Source organism: Salinivibrio sp. ML290, assembly GCF_001995695.1.
GTDB lineage: Bacteria > Pseudomonadota > Gammaproteobacteria > Enterobacterales > Vibrionaceae > Salinivibrio > Salinivibrio siamensis.
The window spans coordinates 1-15969 of record NZ_MUEY01000003.1; the positions used below are offsets into that span (position 1 = coordinate 1).

At 51.4% G+C, this 15969-nt stretch carries 14 protein-coding genes and 1 pseudogene; 6 read left to right on the plus strand and 9 right to left on the minus strand.

Annotated features, from left to right (window positions below):
* A pseudogene (locus tag BZG23_RS16450) lies at window positions 1-165 on the plus strand (IS256 family transposase); the annotation flags it as partial.
* A 115-nt stretch (window positions 166-280) separates the two neighbouring features.
* On the opposite strand, the gene BZG23_RS03680 reads toward BZG23_RS16450, so the two are convergent.
* From BZG23_RS03680 to BZG23_RS03695, 4 genes are all read right to left on the minus strand, one after another.
* A complete protein-coding gene (locus BZG23_RS03680) occupies window positions 281-1180 on the minus strand; it encodes a DMT family transporter (RefSeq protein ID WP_077606161.1) in 900 nt (299 codons plus the stop codon).
* Between the two features lie 118 nt (window positions 1181-1298).
* A complete protein-coding gene (locus tag BZG23_RS03685) occupies window positions 1299-1784 on the minus strand; it encodes a DUF2780 domain-containing protein (RefSeq protein WP_241837175.1) in 486 nt (161 codons plus the stop codon).
* A 100-nt stretch (window positions 1785-1884) separates the two neighbouring features.
* Entirely contained in the window at window positions 1885-3489 is a 1605-nt protein-coding gene (locus BZG23_RS03690; protein WP_077606163.1) for an ABC-F family ATPase, read from the minus strand.
* 190 nt (window positions 3490-3679) lie between these two features.
* Complete coding sequence (locus BZG23_RS03695) at window positions 3680-5167, minus strand: carboxypeptidase M32 (protein WP_077606164.1); 1488 nt, start codon at window positions 5165-5167, stop codon at window positions 3680-3682.
* Window positions 5168-5277: 110 nt separating this feature from the next.
* On the opposite strand from BZG23_RS03695, the gene BZG23_RS03700 reads away from it, so the two are divergent.
* Window positions 5278-5856 carry a gamma-glutamylcyclotransferase family protein gene (locus BZG23_RS03700; protein ID WP_077606165.1) on the plus strand — a complete coding sequence of 193 codons (579 nt, stop codon included), beginning with the start codon at window positions 5278-5280 and terminating at the stop codon, window positions 5854-5856.
* A 79-nt stretch (window positions 5857-5935) separates the two neighbouring features.
* Here BZG23_RS03700 and BZG23_RS03705 read toward each other — a convergent pair whose 3' ends face one another.
* On the minus strand, window positions 5936-6958 hold the full coding sequence (locus BZG23_RS03705) for an OmpA family protein (RefSeq protein WP_046073176.1): 1023 nt from the start codon (window positions 6956-6958) through the stop codon (window positions 5936-5938).
* A gap of 272 nt (window positions 6959-7230) precedes the next feature.
* On the minus strand, window positions 7231-7932 hold the full coding sequence (locus BZG23_RS03710; RefSeq protein ID WP_077606166.1) for a DUF2786 domain-containing protein: 702 nt from the start codon (window positions 7930-7932) through the stop codon (window positions 7231-7233).
* Window positions 7933-8056: 124 nt separating this feature from the next.
* Between BZG23_RS03710 and BZG23_RS03715 the strand changes: the two genes are divergently transcribed.
* From BZG23_RS03715 to BZG23_RS03730, 4 genes are all read left to right on the plus strand, one after another.
* Window positions 8057-8953 (plus strand): hypothetical protein, encoded by an 897-nt coding sequence (locus tag BZG23_RS03715; RefSeq protein ID WP_077606167.1) that lies wholly within the window; start codon window positions 8057-8059, stop codon window positions 8951-8953.
* A gap of 103 nt (window positions 8954-9056) precedes the next feature.
* Window positions 9057-11423 carry a DNA polymerase II gene (locus tag BZG23_RS03720; protein ID WP_077606168.1) on the plus strand — a complete coding sequence of 789 codons (2367 nt, stop codon included), beginning with the start codon at window positions 9057-9059 and terminating at the stop codon, window positions 11421-11423.
* 60 nt (window positions 11424-11483) lie between these two features.
* The gene (locus BZG23_RS03725) at window positions 11484-11768 is read left to right on the plus strand and encodes a DUF1289 domain-containing protein (RefSeq protein WP_046073180.1); all 285 of its coding nucleotides are present in this window, start codon (window positions 11484-11486) and stop codon (window positions 11766-11768) included.
* A gap of 88 nt (window positions 11769-11856) precedes the next feature.
* Complete coding sequence (locus BZG23_RS03730; RefSeq protein WP_077577781.1) at window positions 11857-12819, plus strand: ion channel; 963 nt, start codon at window positions 11857-11859, stop codon at window positions 12817-12819.
* 84 nt (window positions 12820-12903) lie between these two features.
* On the opposite strand, the gene rplY is transcribed toward BZG23_RS03730, so the two are convergent.
* The 3 genes from rplY to BZG23_RS03745 form a co-directional block, all read right to left on the minus strand.
* The gene (rplY, locus tag BZG23_RS03735; protein WP_046073181.1) at window positions 12904-13185 is read right to left on the minus strand and encodes a 50S ribosomal protein L25; all 282 of its coding nucleotides are present in this window, start codon (window positions 13183-13185) and stop codon (window positions 12904-12906) included.
* A 193-nt stretch (window positions 13186-13378) separates the two neighbouring features.
* On the minus strand, window positions 13379-15184 hold the full coding sequence (locus tag BZG23_RS03740) for a DEAD/DEAH box helicase (RefSeq protein WP_077606169.1): 1806 nt from the start codon (window positions 15182-15184) through the stop codon (window positions 13379-13381).
* 61 nt (window positions 15185-15245) lie between these two features.
* Window positions 15246-15707 carry a GNAT family N-acetyltransferase gene (locus BZG23_RS03745; protein WP_046073183.1) on the minus strand — a complete coding sequence of 154 codons (462 nt, stop codon included), beginning with the start codon at window positions 15705-15707 and terminating at the stop codon, window positions 15246-15248.
* Between the last annotated feature and the right edge of the window lie 262 nt (window positions 15708-15969).

Sequence of the window (15969 nt, forward strand, 5' to 3'; positions counted from 1 at the left end):
ACCAAGGGTGGCTTTGCCAACGAGAACGCATTGCTCAAGTTGCTGTATGCAGGTATGTTGAAGGCGTCAGAGAAGTGGACGCATCCGGTGCAGAATTGGAACCTGACATTGTCCCAACTGAGCATCCACTTCGAAGGGCGGCTCGACGACTACGTAGATCTTTAAACGTTGGGTGACACAGAACTATGAACACCCTCCAAGCAGCCATTCACCCTGAGGGAGTACGGTGTCTATGTAGAGCGCGCTCTCACGGTCATCTGATTTCTAAGCGGGCGCGAAACTAAACACTCGCGCGTCTTCTAAAGAGACGATGCCCCATTGCATTGAACAATGCGCCAGAGACAATTAACCCGCCACCGATATATGTCCAGATCGAGGGCACTTCGTTAAATATCCATACCCCAATTAATGTCGAGAACACGATTTGAATATAGGCGTAGGCAGAGGCTTGTCCCGCTTGTTGGGTTTGCATCGCTTTAGTTAAGCCGTATTGGCCAACTTGGGTAAAGATGCCGACTAAGACCAACAGCAAGGTCAGTGACAGGCTGGGCAGTACAAAAGACGGCCACATCAGCACGGTGGAAACCGGTAAGGCGATCATGGGGAAATACAAGATGATCACTGAGCTGTCTTCGGTGCGACTGAGTTTGCGCACAATCACATAGGCAATCGAGCTGCCGAATGCGCCCATTAACGCCACTACCACGCTAAAGGTAGGAAGAGCATCGTCAATGGATGCATTGAGGTTAGGTTGCACCATAATATAGAGCCCGGTTAAACACAGGGCGATACACACTAACGTCGCCCCTTGTAAACGCTCTTTGAGCAGCACGAGCCCTAGGATGGCGGTAAATACTGGGTGGGTGTATTGCAACACGGTGGCTTCGGCGAGTGGCAGCGTCGTTACCGCATAATACACACACATTAATGCCATGGTTCCCAATACGCCGCGCAATAAAAGTAACGGTTTGTTGTTGCCCCAAGGTGATAGGCCTTTGCGTCTGACATCGGTATAACTGATGATTAGCGAGACCAAGGCTCGCGATGCCACAATCTCAAACACTGGGATGCCGTTGATGCTGACATATTTCACACAGGCCGACATGAGCGCGAACCCGAGTGCAGAGAGGAGCATATAGCGGATCCCGATGGGGATCGCAGAGAGAGAAAAGGTAGGCATAATCACACGGCGTTGAACAACAAGGCGGATATGATAACGCGTCTCGATGCTTTTTTCTTGCCGGTTTGTTAAATAAACACGCGACCCTCAAGGCCGCGTGTGGAAAGCGAGTGTGAGGTTAGGGCCAAAGTTGGGTAAGGGAACTGAGCAACCCTTGACTGGCACCTTGTTGCCCAAGGTACTCAAGCACAATGGGCACAAATTGTTGAAGCGTTGCAGGGTCAATCCCGAGTTGCTGTGTGACGTCGTATAATGCACTGATAGAGCCAATGCCGCTGCTGACGCCTGAACCGCCAAGTAGCGAAGACAGTGATGTTAAATCGGGGCGGAGATTGGCAAGCTCTTGTTGGTTGTTACCGGTGAGGTTATTAGCTGCCATCGCTAACAATGCAGTAGCGCCGCCGGCGGCTTGCGTTGAACTTACATCCACTTGGTCGGCAATCGACTGGACAAGGGGAGATTGGCTGGCCTGGTCATCCGCGAATTGCGTCGCCATTTGCGTCATCACATCGGTCGTTTTATCGCCTTGGCCGAACAGTGCGTAGCTTGGTGTTGCGAAAATAAGACTTGAGAGCGTCAGAAAGGTCGCCGCGTATTTCATCATGATCATCCATTAAGCAGAAAAGAGAACCGTGATCTAGGTATAGCGAGGATCGCCGCTGAAATAAAGCACCTCAGCGGCAAAGTGTTGGCGAGTCTCAGCGTTAAGCCACGGCACGCACTTTTTCTWAATGGGCGAGGTACTCATCGTAACTGCCATTAAAGTGGATCAATTGCTGATCTTTTATCTCAATAATGTCGGTGGCCAGTGAGGAAACAAATTCACGGTCGTGGCTGACAAAAATTAAGGTGCCAGGGAATTGCTCTAGCCCTTTGTTGAGAGATTCGATGGCTTCCATATCCATGTGGTTAGTCGGCTCATCCATCACAATCACATTGATATCTTGCATCATCAATTTGCCAAACATCAGGCGGTTTTTCTCGCCCCCTGAACAGCTTTTGGCTTTTTTATTCACATCATCAGCCGAAAACAGTAAGCGGCCTAAAATGCCACGAACCATCAAATCATCGTGCTTGGCCGTACGCCACTGCGACATCCACTCAAACACGGTGAGATCGTTATCAAACTCAGCGCTGTTATCTTGCGCACAGTAACCAATGGATGCGTTCTCTGACCATTTGATCGTGCCCTCGCTTTGCGCAAGCTCACCGACCAAACAGCGTAGCAGCGTTGATTTACCCACCCCGTTTTCGCCAATAATGGCGAGACGCGAGCCGGCTTCCAGTAAGAAGTGGCCACCGCGGAACAGGGGCGAATCGTCAAAGGCATGGCCTACCTCGCGCAATTCCACCGCTTGACGATGCAGCTTTTTACTTTCAGTAAACTGGATGTAAGGGTGCACGCGACTGGATGCTTTGACTTCATCAAGTTGGATTTTTTCCATGCGTTTCGCGCGAGAGCTGGCCTGTTTGGCTTTGGAGGCATTGGCCCCAAAACGGTTAACAAAGTCTTGCAGCTCACTCAGTTCGGCTTCTTTTTTGGCATTGCTGGCCAGTAATTGCTCGCGTGCCAAGCTAGATGCTGCGACAAAGTCATCGTAGTTGCCGGGGTAAACACGAAGCTCACCAAAATCGATATCGGCCATGTGTGTGCACGTGGCGTTAAGGAAATGACGATCGTGAGAAATGATAATCATGGTGCACTGGCGCTGCTGAAGCTCACCGGCCAACCAGTTGATGGTGTGAATATCCAAGTTGTTGGTTGGCTCATCCAACAGCAAAATATCAGGATTGGCGAACAGCGCTTGCGCGAGCAGCACGCGTAGCTTCCAGCCCGGTGCGACTTGCGACATCAAGCCAAAATGCAGCTCTTCGGCAATACCCGCTTGTAGCAGAATGTCGCCCGCGCGGCTCTCGGCGGTGTAACCGTCCATTTCGGCGAACTGGCTTTCTAGTTCCGCCACGGCCATACCGTCTTCTTCGCTCATTTCCGGCAGAGAATAAATGCGCTCTCGCTCTTGCTTGATCTCCCACAGCTTGCGGTCACCCATCATCACCGTATCAATCACTGAATACTGCTCATAGGCAAATTGGTCCTGGCTGAGCTCGCCCAAGGTTTGTCCTGGTGTGACGGACACATTGCCTGCGGTGGGCGTGAGGGCACCACTCATGATTTTCATCAGGGTTGATTTGCCACAACCATTGGCACCGATTAACCCGTAGCGGTTTCCGTTACCAAATTTGGCAGAGATGTTTTCGAATAGCGGCTCGGCACCAAATTGCATGGTGATATTGGCGATTGAAATCAAAAGAGTTTCCTAGCGACTGTACTCAACCAAGGCCCTTATCGTTTATGACAAGCGATAAATTCACGGCCCAGCGAGGAGGGTGTAAAGATAAATACGACTGAGCGCGCATTGTACAGAAATGTGATGGAATTAACAGATTAACCTGAAGAAACCCAAGCCAGCTGGGCTGGCGTGGGGAATGTAGAGAGGCTTACAAATACCGCCCTTGAATGTAGTCGCGGAAGTGGGCGGGGTTAAGGGTTTCGCCGGTGGCGTCTTTGAGTAGGTTATCGGTTGAGGTGGTGCTGGCGCGTTGCCAGATATGTTGGGACAGCCAATCAAAAATCGGTGACAGATTGCCGCTGGCGATAATGCCGTCCACATCCAACTGCTGGCGCATCGCTTGCATCAATTGTGCGGCATAGAGGGCCCCCAGCGTATAGGTTGGGAAGTAGCCAAAGCTGCCATCGGTCCAGTGGATATCTTGCATGCAGCCGTTTTTGAAATTCCCGGCGGTGCTGAGGCCAAGGTATTGCTGCATTGCGTTGTCCCAGCGCTCAGGGATATGCTCGACCTCCATCTTGCCACTGATCAGATCGCGTTCAATGTCATAGCGCAGCATAATGTGCGCGGGGTAGGTGACCTCGTCGGCGTCGACGCGGATATAGCCAGGTGATACCTGAGTGAGCACGCGGTGGAGGTTTTCGACCTGAAACGCGGGATCGTCTTGGCGGTTAAAGGCCTGCTTGGCTTGCTGACAGATTAATGTTGCGAAGGGTTCGCTGCGGGCGAGCTGCATTTCAAAAAATAGGCTTTGACTTTCGTGTACGCCCATTGAGCGTGCTTGGCCAACCGGTAAACCGGCTAGGTCTTTAGGTAGTCCTTGCTCATAACGCGCATGGCCGGTTTCATGAATCACACCCATCAAGGCGGAGGTAAAATCTTGCTCATCATAGCGGGTGGTAATCCGTATATCGGAGGGCACGCCGCCACAGAATGGGTGGGTGCTGACATCAAGGCGACCATGGGCAAAACTAAACCCAAGCTGCTTCATGATTTGCTCACCTAGGGCTTTTTGTTGCGCTTGCGGGAAGGGGCCATTAGGCGTGATGGCTGGCTGCTTGGCTTGCTTGTCGACCACGGCTTGAATAGTCTCCGGCAGCCATTGTTTGAGTGCACCAAACACTTCATCAATACGCTCTGCCGTCATCCCCGGCTCATACAAATCAAGCAGCGCATCATAAGGCGAGCAAAGCTTTTGATCGGCACGAATATGAGCTTCTTCACGCGCAAGCGCAACCACTTCTTTCAAGTTTTTGGCAAAGCCTTGCCAATCGTTGTCTTGGCGCTGCTGGCGCCAAGCATGCTCGCATTTAGCCCCAGCCAAAGACTTCGCTTTGACCAAGGTGTCGGGTAACACGCTGGCCTGCTGCCACTCGCGCTTCATCTCTTCTAGACTGGCGTGTTGCGTCGTCGTCAGTGACGAGGATTTTGCGTCCACATCTGCAAACCAATCACCCAGCTCGGGTTGAGTCAGTTGGTGATGACAATACAGCGCGAGCTCTGCCATGGCTTCGGCGCGAGCCTTGTTGCCGCCTTCTGGCATCATGGTTGCTTGATCCCAACCGCAGATTGCGGCAAGGTGCTGAAAATGCGAAAGGCGCTTAAAATGTGCTTCCAGCTTATCGAGTGGTTCCATTATCACTTCCTTGTTGACAACATTGCCGGATATTCTGGCAATTTCAGTGAGAAAAGCAAGGCAGCGCCTCTGGTTCTGCCAGCGAATGCAATAAAGGAGTTTGCAACGTCATGTATCTATTTGGGTACGGGAGTTTGATGAATCCAGCCTCACGGGCGCTGACAGGCGACTCAGGGTGGGCCTGTCCGGTGACTGTCAGTGGACTTAGCCGCCATTGGAGCAATGTGAGTGAGGCATTTATCTCACCGCTGGTGGTGCTTGAAGGGGAGGGTGAATGCAACGGGGTATTGGTAAACATTGACCCAGAATCACTGCCCGATTTTGATCGGCGCGAAGCAGGTTATCAGCGTTTACAGTTAGCCGAATCAAACATTGCTTTGCCCGAAGACGTTATCCTGGATGGTCCCGTGTATGTATACGTTGCTGATGCACGGCGTGCCCCAGATGCAGATAAGCCGATTGCGCAATCCTATGTGGATACGGTAATGGCAGGGTGTTTGCGCTATTCGACGGACTTTGCTCGCGCCTTTTTAACCACCACTCAGGGATGGGAAGGCGCTTATCATAACGATCGCTCAGCGCCAAGATACCCGCGGGTGGCGGGCGTGAGTGATCAAGACAGAATCGAAATAGACCGTTTGATGCAGAACCATTTACAAGGTGTTGTCGCGCCCTCCGTCAATTTTTAATCTCGCGAGCACAATAAAACAGGCCACCGCTCAAACGGTGGCCTGTTGGGCGTTTAAGTCATTTTAAGCGCGGGTGGCGTTAATTGACTTCCACGTACACGATCTCGGGCGAGGTAACCTCAACGCGGCGGTTTTGTGCGCGTCCTTCCGGCGTGTTGTTACTGGCGATGGGATCGGCTTCGCCTTTGCCTTCGACGGTGAGGCGGCTCGCATCGATACCCGCATCCAAGAACACATCTGCCACCGCTTGCGCGCGCTCAACAGACAGCTTCTGGTTATAAGCCGCAGGGCCTTTGCTATCCGTGTGACCCACAATCGTCGCGGTGGCTTCTTCGTGGCGAAGCAAGCGATCAACTAAGGGCTGTAACGATGCCGCTGCTTGTTCAGAGAGTGTGGCTTTATCAAAACCAAACATTTCGGTTTCGCCGGCTTCCGAGAGCACTATTGATTGTGGTTCAGCCACGGGTTGTGGCTCTGGTGCAGGCTCTGGCTCTTCCATCACTGGCTCTTCAACCATCGGCTCTGGCATTGGCTCGTGGTTAGTGCGTCCAAAGTGATACGTCATACCGACAGTGACCAAATTGTTATCGACGCTTGAGAAGTAGCCATCATCCATATCGTTGATGTGCTGATATTCAAGGCGAACGTTAAGTTTTTCAGTCGCTTGGTGATCGACACCTAACGCCCCCATCAGTGACACATCATCACGATCGCCGGCGTTGCTATTAAAGTCCCACATGGCGCCACCAAGCTTACCGTAAAGCGCCGTATCAGGTTTGAAGTGATAAGAAAACTTGGGCGCAAGTGTCAACGCAGTCAGATCGCCCGAGGCGCCAACAGTGGTACCTGATTGGTCAAATGCGGTATCAAAGCGGCCTAAGTAATCATAGGTGCCTTCGAGCGCAAACCAATCGTTGAAATCATACCCGGTGATTATCCCCGCGCCGAGCTCTGAATCTCCGCAATCGGTGTCAGTCACACAGCTGTCTTCTAAAAACGAAGGACCAATGCGGCCACCCATATATAGGCCACTGTCTTGCTGTGCATAGGCGGTAGGTGCCACCGCGATTAATAACCCTAGGCTTGTCACTATTTTTTTCATGCCACTGTCTCCTCAGTAAGGATATGAAGAATTATTTTACGCATTTGCTGCTTGTTATAGGCTCACATTAGCTCATAGCAACTGGACTGCCAGCGGACAGCGCCAATAGCCATTGATAACGTGACACTGATCCTAGGCTAGACGCCAGCGCAGTGTAACTCAACCGGAGAAAAGGGATTTAACCTTGATTTGACGAGGTTTAACACAGGTGTCTTATCGATGGGAAAGTGCTGACACAGGCCGGACATAAGCCGGCCTGTCACTCAACAAGATTATGACTTGCGGGTTCCCGTCAGACGCTTTTGAGGGCCTCGACCACTTACGGGACGACTGACTGAGATTTCACGGCCCTTTTTCATTCCACGCTCATAATCATCGGTCATGGCCGCCATGGCTTCTTTCAGTTGCTGCTTAAAGGTCTCGCGGTCAATATTGGCGAACTCTTTATCGATATAGCTTTTGATTTTGTCGTCGCTATCACGCGCGTCAAGCTGAGGAAGTTTATCGAGCGCGCCCTCAAGCCAGCCTGTGGTAAATGACTGTACGCGCCGCGTCACCTCTTGCGTACTGGTGCCTGTGCCTGCAAAGCTATTGCGAAACTGGCCGATATGTTCATTCATATCACGATAGACCACATCGAAGGCAAAGGCCGCAAAGATGGCACGGTCTGCATCACCAATAAACTCGGCCTGCTTCAGCCCCTTGTGATTGACGAGCACACACTCCACCCCAAACCGGCTATTGATACCGCGAATGATTTTTAAGATCGATTGGCCAATTGAAGCGGGTAATAGCTTTTCTGAGCGCGTTTTGCCCATGCTGATGAAGTCAATGTCGTCCTGGTCGAGGCCATGCTTACGCATCAGCCGCTCGGCCATTTTGATCGCCTGCGCTGCCTCATTCACATTGGCGGAATTGCTGAGCTCGAGACACTTAGCAATTTTTTTGAGCGCTTTGCTTTTCGGATCTGACATGCATACTTCCCGGAAACGAACAAACGCGTATTGTATCGCGTCCGCAAGAGACAACAAAGGGTTGAAAGAATGGGTGGCTGCGTTCGGTCTTGTTGAAAGAATCAGTAATAAGGTATGAGGACGAATGAAAAGAGCGAATCGTGTCATTGGCGCGTTAGTGGTGGTTGTGGTTGCGGTGATCAATGCCGAGGTGGGCCGCCGTGTGATTAATCAATGGATTGATCCGGCCAGTTACATTGGCCTTTGGTTGTTATCTGCCGCCTTCATGGCGTTGGTAGGACAGCGACTTTCCCCGCTAAAGGACGTGGCCAACCGTTGGCAAGGGGAAGCACTCGCCTCGCGTCAAATGCCGCCTTTTACCAAATGGCGCCTTGCAGGCTTGCTTTTCCTGGCGGTGACCAGTGCGGTATTCGCCTGCCGATTACTTGATATCGCGACCTTGGGATTGGTCGTGGTGGCGAGTGTGCAAGGTGTCTTGGGGCTGGTATCCCGTTCAACGCATCAACATTGGTTGTGGATAGGGTTAATGTTGATTTTCGCGGGACTGGGATATTTACTCGCGCCGGGCATGTATGCCCCCAGTCCGTTAGGCATGGTGCTAGGGCTGATTAGTGGTGCTGCATGGGCGAGTTTTTGGCTACAAGTGACCCAATGTGCTCATCAAGCCGACGTCATCGTGGCGACCAGTTTACGGATGAGTTTATTGTTGGTGCTGCCCCTAATCATCTTTACCTTACCCAATGGTTTTCTTTCGCTGCGCGGTGTTGGGTTTGCTGTCCTTGCTGGTGCATTGTTTGTGTTCGCTGCTGGGGTATTTTGGCGCATGATGGCATCACCCCAGAGATTGTTGGCACAACAGCTCATTTGGGTGGCCGTCTTGCTCGCCTTAATGGGTCTGGTGGCTTGGGATCAAAGTAGCATGATGAATATGCGACTCACCAGCGCGGCTGTGGTCGTGGTGGTTGGGGTAGTTGTCATTGGTGTTGCCGGGCGCGCTGAGGATCCCGACCAACTTACTTAGGGCTGTTTATCTATACAGTGGTTGATGGGGTTTGTTACACTGAACGTATGACCTACACAATGCAACCGTGATAACGCCTGTGTCCTCACTCTCTTCGTCCTACATGCAGCAAGGCTTCGTGATCACGCGCCAACAGCGTGATCGCGGCCAAACTACGTCGATTGTACTGTGGCTATCGACACCAGATGGTCCCGTAAAGCTGTGTATTGATGATCAGCAAAGCGTGTTTTTTGTGCCTCAAGAAGAAAAAGCGCGAGTGGATGCTTTACTCCCATCGGTTGATCCTCACGCTTACTGTAAAGCGGTGTCATTATCCACCTTTCAACACACCCCCGTGGCGGCTTGTTATTTCAGTAGTGTGAGGCGCGCGCAAGAGGGGCAGAGGGTGATAAGTGGGGCGGCTATTCCTTTGTATGAGGGGGATATTCGGCTCGCCGACCGCTATTTAATGGAGCGGTACATTTGTGGCAGCTTGTTGTTCACCGGTCAAGCACGTCAACGTCAAGGTTACCTAGAGGTGACGCAAGGCAAAGCGAAACAAGCAGACTACACCCCCGCATTGCATCATGTGTCTTTGGATATTGAATGCTCACAAAAAGGGCAACTTTATTCAGTGGGGCTCGCGAGTGAAAAAGACAGCCGAGTGATCATGGTGGGCAGCCCGCAAGACAATGCCCCTGATTGGATAGAGTGGGTCGATGACGAAGAAGCATTACTGAGCGCGCTAGAAAGATGGTTTGCCTATTACGATCCTGACGTTGTGGTGGGTTGGAATGTGATTGATTTTGACTTTCGCTTGCTTGTGAAGCGCGCCCACATCTATCAACGTGATCTACGTCTTGGGCGCGGCGGAGAGCGAGCTTATTGGCGGGATGGGGGGAGCAATAAACCTGGCTTTATCAGTTTGTCGGGGCGGGTGGTGATTGATGGTATCGACGCACTAAAAACCGCGACTTATGGGTTTCGTTCATGGGCGCTAGAGGCGGTTGCACAAACGTTATTGGGAGAGGGAAAAGCGATTGATAATCCCCATGATCGCATGGCCTCCATCAATCGCATGTTTCATCACGACAAAGTCGCACTGGCCACCTACAACTTACAAGACTGTGTTTTAGTCAACCGTATATTTGATCACACCCATTTACTCGACTTTCTCATTGAACGATCGCGGTTAACCGGGGTGGAGCTTGACCGTGTAGGGGGCTCGGTAGCGGCCTTTACCAACTTGTTTTTACCACGCCTGCACCGATCGGGATATGTGGCGCCTAACCTTGCCAGTGAAGGGTGGATAGCAAGCCCCGGCGGTTATGTGATGGACTCAAAGCCTGGGTTGTACCACTCGGTGTTGGTCTTGGACTTCAAATCGCTGTATCCCTCTATTATCCGCACCTTCCTTATCGATCCCTTGGGGCTTATCGAAGGACTTAGAGCGCAAGAGGCAGGGCAGGACGCGGACACGGTGCCAGGCTTTCGAGGCGGCGTCTTTCATCGTGAAAAACATTACCTCCCCGCCTTGATTGATGATTTGTGGCAAGCCCGTGACCGGGCAAAAAAAGCCGGTGAAAAAGCCTTTTCACAAGCGATAAAAATCATAATGAATTCCTTTTATGGGGTGCTGGGCTCACAAGGGTGTCGGTTTTTTGATCATCGTTTGGCATCGTCGATTACCATGCGTGGCCATGAAATCATGAAAACCACCCGTGAATTGATTGAGGCGCAGGGCTTTGAGGTCATATATGGCGATACGGACTCGACGTTTGTGTCCTTGGGCGGTGAGCAATCGAGCGAACAAGCGGACCGTATTGGTCAGCAATTAGTGAGTGAAATCAATCGGTGGTGGCAAAGCCATTTACGCGACACATATGGATTAGACTCGGCCTTAGAAATCGAATACGAAACCCATTACCAACGCTTTCTCATGCCCACCATTCGGGGTCAAGAAACGGGTAGTAAAAAGCGCTACGCCGGCCGCGTAGTAGACAGACAGTCTGGCGAGGCAACACTGGTGTTTAAGGGGTTAGAAACCGTTCGTACCGATTGGACCCCGTTGGCACAAACCTTCCAAAAACAGTTGTACCAACGTGTGTTTGATGGTGACGAAGTAGACGGGTTTATTCGCGACATCGTAGAGCGTACCAACCAGGGTGAGCATGACGATGCATTGGTCTATCGCAAACGGCTGCGCCGACCATTGGCAGAGTATCAAAAAAATGTGCCACCGCACGTGCGCGCGGCGCGGATGGCAGAAAGTGAAAACCGTAAACTTGGGCGTCCCGAGCAATACCAGCGGGGTGGCTGGATAGAATACGTGATCACGGTAAATGGCCCGGAACCCTGCGATTATTTGCGTAGCCCGATTGATTACCAGCATTATATTGATAAACAGTTAAAACCGATTGCTGACGGCATTTTGCCCTTTATCGGCAAAGAGTTTGATACGTTGGCGCTGCCGCAACTGGGGTTGTTTTAATCTAAATTTGCAATTTCGTTGCCCACCCGCTTGAATGAAAGAATCAGCAGGGAGGTCGACGTGGAACAGCTCGATTTTTTCGAGGTGCCGAACCCGTGTAAAGGCATCTGTCAGGTCAACAACAAAGGCTATTGCAAAGGATGCTTTCGCAGCCGCGACGAGCGTGTTCACTGGTATGCGTTTACCAACGAGCAAAAACGCAATGTCGTCCGCCTTTGCCATCAGCGCTACCTGCGCATCTTGCGCGCGAAAAGAAAACAGGCGCAAGACGCGGCTTTAGACGCAGAGCCCCTGCCTTACCAACCTTCTTTGTTCGATGAACTAAACGACGACTCCTCGTCTTAGTTATTTGCTTTCCCTCTCCCTTGATTGAACGGCATGTTCGCTGGCGAGTTGGCACGTCCTTTCTAAAATAGAAATAGGAGGGCGAGCGATGAGCGGTAAAGTATGTGGGTTTAAAGCGCGTAATGGGTGGCAATGTGATCAGCAAGCGGGTGAGTCCGGTCTTTGCTATTGGCATGATCCTAACATTGACAAGCGACACCATGACGTAAAAGCGGATGTAGAAGCGTGGGCAGCTTCGGGCCGGCCACTGGATGGTTTTCAGCTGGCGCGCACCAACTTGACTGACATTCATTTGGTCAATCGTGGTAACAAGCAAGGTTACTCGTGCCAAGGTGCGGATTTTTATCGTGCGAATTTAACCGAAGCCCATTGCTTTGGCCTGGACTTACGCAATGCGTCGCTAATGAAAGCGAACTTGCTGCGCGCCAACCTTAATTGTACCCGTCTCGATGGTAGCAATTTATTGGGGGCGGATATGGCGCGCACGGGGCTCGAAAATGTCGATTGGGGTGCGCAACTTAAGCAAGAGCGGTTGGCTTTTTTGGAAAAGGATCCGTCTCGGCGTCAATCTTTGTTCCAAGAATCGGAAGAGGTATGCCGCAACATCCGCAAACAATGTGAAAAACAAGGGCTGTTTGATGTAGCGGGATATTTTTTCAAAAAGGAAATGCGGTTTCGCCGTTATCAGATGCCGAAGCTCGGCTTTCAGCGCGCACTATCGAAGACGGTCGATTTGTTTTGTGGTTACGGTGAGGATCCGTTACGGGTAGTGATTTTTTCCGTATTAGTGATTGCGTCTTGTGCGCTGGCGTATTTTGCGCTGGGTACCACACAAGCCAACCCGATTTATCCGGATCTGACTGGCGTCGAAGCCCGCTTTTATGAGTTGCTGAATGCGCTGTATTTCAGCGTGGTGACCTTTACCACCCTAGGATATGGCGATATTACACCGTCTGGCTTTGCTCGCTTTATTGCTGCTTTTGAGGCTTTTCTGGGGAGCTTTACCATGGCGCTCTTTGTGGTGGTGTTTGTGAAGAAGATGACGAGGTAGGAACGGAAAAGCAGAGGAAGAACTCACAATGAAAAAGGCGCCACAAAGGCGCCTTCTCTCATCTCATCATGATCGCAAATGCGATTAGATGCGGATGAAGTCCATGTGCTCAACTTTTGGCTTGAACGCGTGGCGCTGGATGTCTTGTGGCTTAACTTTTACTTCTTGGCCATCGATAACCAGGATGATGCCTTCGTAGAACTCAGGCTTGTCCATTTGGTTAACAACCACTGGGTGGTCAAGTGCGATTGATACAGGCTCTTGGTTGCCACCGTAAACGATCGCAGGGAATTTCTTCTGATGACGTAGGCGGCGGCTCGCACCTTTACCCTTTTCTGTACGTACTTCAGCTTCGAACTTAAACATAATTAATAACTCTCTTTAGAGTGAAAACACAGTACTGAGCGTAGCGACCTAACTCAGCACCCAAAAACGAGCGCGGATATTAGCACTGCTTGACCACTAAAACAAGCTTTATCGGCGGGATTCATCACCGCCCAAGCCGCCCACACGGTGCCTTTTGCTCGTGGAGGCGTCTTTGAATTGACCCTTAGTGCTTTCAACTCGCGTCGGATTCTGCGAAGGCTTGCCCTCGGCTTTGCGCTAACATGGCCGTTAGCCTGTCTTGGCCAATAAAGCGCTCCACATCAAAGATTTTCTGACGCAGATGCCAGAATCGGCCTTGTTTACGTGCAATCACAAAGTCGGGCGGACGAAATCGGTGCTGTGACGCGGCCACTTTGGTCGGGGCGGTGGCGTCGAAGGGGCGGTGCCGATCGACCAGGTGTGGTCGGACAAATCGTGCCAGGAAGTCTTGTTTTTGTTTTTTGCTCGCCAGCGGCCACACCTCGTGTAAATCGTTGCCCTCGTGGGTGTGATAGGTCACTTTAAGTTGTGGTTTTTGATAGCGGTTTTTGCCCGCGGTGAGGGTCATGTCGGTGCATGCGACCACGAGTGCATCCTTGAGCTTGAGTGCTTCACGGAGTGTTTTGTCTGGATCAATTAAGGGGGCGTCACATTGGTGACAGCGACGTGCGGCAATATCGTTATCGGCGCCACACTCATCGCAAAACTTGGCACGAAAGCGGTAACCACAGATCTCGCGTTCGCCATCTTCATCCTCAAAATAGCCTTGGCACTGGCGGCCATAGTGTTCAATCAAAAAGCCAATGTCGTCCAGTTTGCCCCAAAAGCTGTTATTAAACCCGCATGCGGGGCAGGGGATCGTCACCAGCTCACTGTCACTATCAGGTTTGGGCATGCCTACTTCTGGTTGGTACAAGTCGTAGACATTCCCGGCGTAGTCGAGAATCAAACAATCTTGCTTTCCTGGCGCGAGGCGAAGACCACGCCCGGCAATTTGTTGATAGAGACTGACCGATTCCGTGGGGCGTAAAATCGCGATCAAGTCCACATGAGGCGCATCAAAGCCCGTCGTGAGTACCGATACGTTCACTAAGTATTTGAGCGCTTTTTGTTTGAAAGCACTGATCAAGCGATCTCGCTCGATACCAGGCGTGTCACCCACGATCAACGCGGCGGAACCGTCTGGCAAATAAGAGAGAACCTCCCGCGCATGATTGACCGTGGCGGCAAAGATCATCACCCCTTGGCGTTCTTGTGCATACGCAATAATTTGTTCGACAATTTGCGGTGTCGCGCGAGGGGCATTGGCAACAACCTTCTCGAGATCCGCTTCCCGATAATAACCGTTCGCGGTGCGTGATACTTGGGAAAAGTCATAGCTAAGTAGCGGAGCATCCAGAACATGGGCAGGGGTAAGGAAGCCTTCATCAAGTAAGTGACTAATCGGCAGCTCAAAAACACAGTCACGGAAAAACCGGGAAGCAGTCGTGCGCACTTTGCCACTGGTATGGTATTGATAAATCCAGCCTTGTCCGAGTCGATAAGGGGTGGCAGTGAGTCCCAACACTTTGAGGCCAGGGTTGACCGTTTGCAGATGCGCAATGACGCGGCGATAACTACTGTCTTGGTTGTCAGGAACACGGTGGCACTCATCTATCACCAGTAAGGAAAACTGGTCTGCAAAGGCATCCAAGTTTCTTACCACTGACTGAACTGACGCAAAAACCACTTTGTCGTCAGAGTCTTTGCGGCCGAGTCCAGCGGAAAAGATCCCGCCCGTTAATCCATAGCCTTCATATTTGGCATGGTTTTGCTCGACAAGTTCTTTCACATGAGCGAGCACCAGTACTCGACCTTTGGCGATACGTGCGAGCTCTGCGATCACCAAACTTTTTCCCGCACCGGTCGGTAACACGGCGACAGCAGGAGACGCATGGCGGCGAAAATAATGCAGCACGGCTTTAACCGCGTCAGATTGATAGGGGCGTAGGGTATACATAACGAAAAAACGGCCTAAGTGAGGCCGTTTAGTTTACTGACTTGTGACGTCAGGTACAGAATTAAAGTCGTTTAGTCATAATACAGTGCTGTCGGCGAGGCTGGTAATCGAACTGCTCATAGAAAAGTCGAGCGCCTTTGTTGCCAATATTGACCTCGAGGATGACGGCTACACACTCTTTTTCTTTGGCTCGCGCTTCAACGTGTGGGATCACTTGCGACCCCACGCCTTGCCGTCGCCATCTTTGTTGGATAAAGAATTGGTCTATCACACCGACGCTACCGCCGTTTTCCACGCTGAAGCTGTAAGCGACGACTAAAAAGCCAATCGTTTCGGTTTCTCCCTCATGCTCAACATCAATCAGAAAAACATCACCACGCTCGGGTTGTGAGAGCAAGGTGTTGAAAGTGGCCGCGACAGGAGTACGATCAAAGGGCAGCGCTTCGTGGTCGTGCTGTTCGTGTGACAGCGTCAATAAGGTTTCAAAGGCATCGGCGTCGGGGCGGCGAAGAGAGACAATCATGGTGTTTCCTTCTTTATCACTGATTGGTCAAGACGACCGTATCATACTCGCCAAATTGGCATGCTCAATCACCAACAATATTTTGATTGGCAGGTTGTGACAGACTCGGCGTCTCAGCAAAAAGCGTTTTGTTTTGCTTGCATTGTCATATGTCCATCACGTGGACGATGACAATCAGTTTATCCTATCACGGCGTGTTTTTCCGTCAGATCTCGTAAAACTTGATCTGTGTCTGAGCCGCAATGTGACGTATAATCCGCGG

Coding starts and splice junctions, on each gene's coding strand:
- rplY (WP_046073181.1), bottom strand. CDS start 13,185: ATGTTTAAGTTCGAAGCTGAAGTACGTACAGAAAAGGGTAAAGGTGCG.
- BZG23_RS03715 (WP_077606167.1), top strand. CDS start 8,057: ATGAAAAGAGCGAATCGTGTCATTGGCGCGTTAGTGGTGGTTGTGGTT.
- BZG23_RS03740 (WP_077606169.1), bottom strand. CDS start 15,184: ATGTATACCCTACGCCCCTATCAATCTGACGCGGTTAAAGCCGTGCTG.
- BZG23_RS03680 (WP_077606161.1), bottom strand. CDS start 1,180: ATGCCTACCTTTTCTCTCTCTGCGATCCCCATCGGGATCCGCTATATG.
- BZG23_RS03685 (WP_241837175.1), bottom strand. CDS start 1,784: ATGATGAAATACGCGGCGACCTTTCTGACGCTCTCAAGTCTTATTTTC.
- BZG23_RS03720 (WP_077606168.1), top strand. CDS start 9,057: ATGCAGCAAGGCTTCGTGATCACGCGCCAACAGCGTGATCGCGGCCAA.
- BZG23_RS03695 (WP_077606164.1), bottom strand. CDS start 5,167: ATGGAACCACTCGATAAGCTGGAAGCACATTTTAAGCGCCTTTCGCAT.
- BZG23_RS03710 (WP_077606166.1), bottom strand. CDS start 7,932: ATGTCAGATCCGAAAAGCAAAGCGCTCAAAAAAATTGCTAAGTGTCTC.
- BZG23_RS03730 (WP_077577781.1), top strand. CDS start 11,857: ATGAGCGGTAAAGTATGTGGGTTTAAAGCGCGTAATGGGTGGCAATGT.
- BZG23_RS03705 (WP_046073176.1), bottom strand. CDS start 6,958: ATGAAAAAAATAGTGACAAGCCTAGGGTTATTAATCGCGGTGGCACCT.
- BZG23_RS03700 (WP_077606165.1), top strand. CDS start 5,278: ATGTATCTATTTGGGTACGGGAGTTTGATGAATCCAGCCTCACGGGCG.
- BZG23_RS03745 (WP_046073183.1), bottom strand. CDS start 15,707: ATGATTGTCTCTCTTCGCCGCCCCGACGCCGATGCCTTTGAAACCTTA.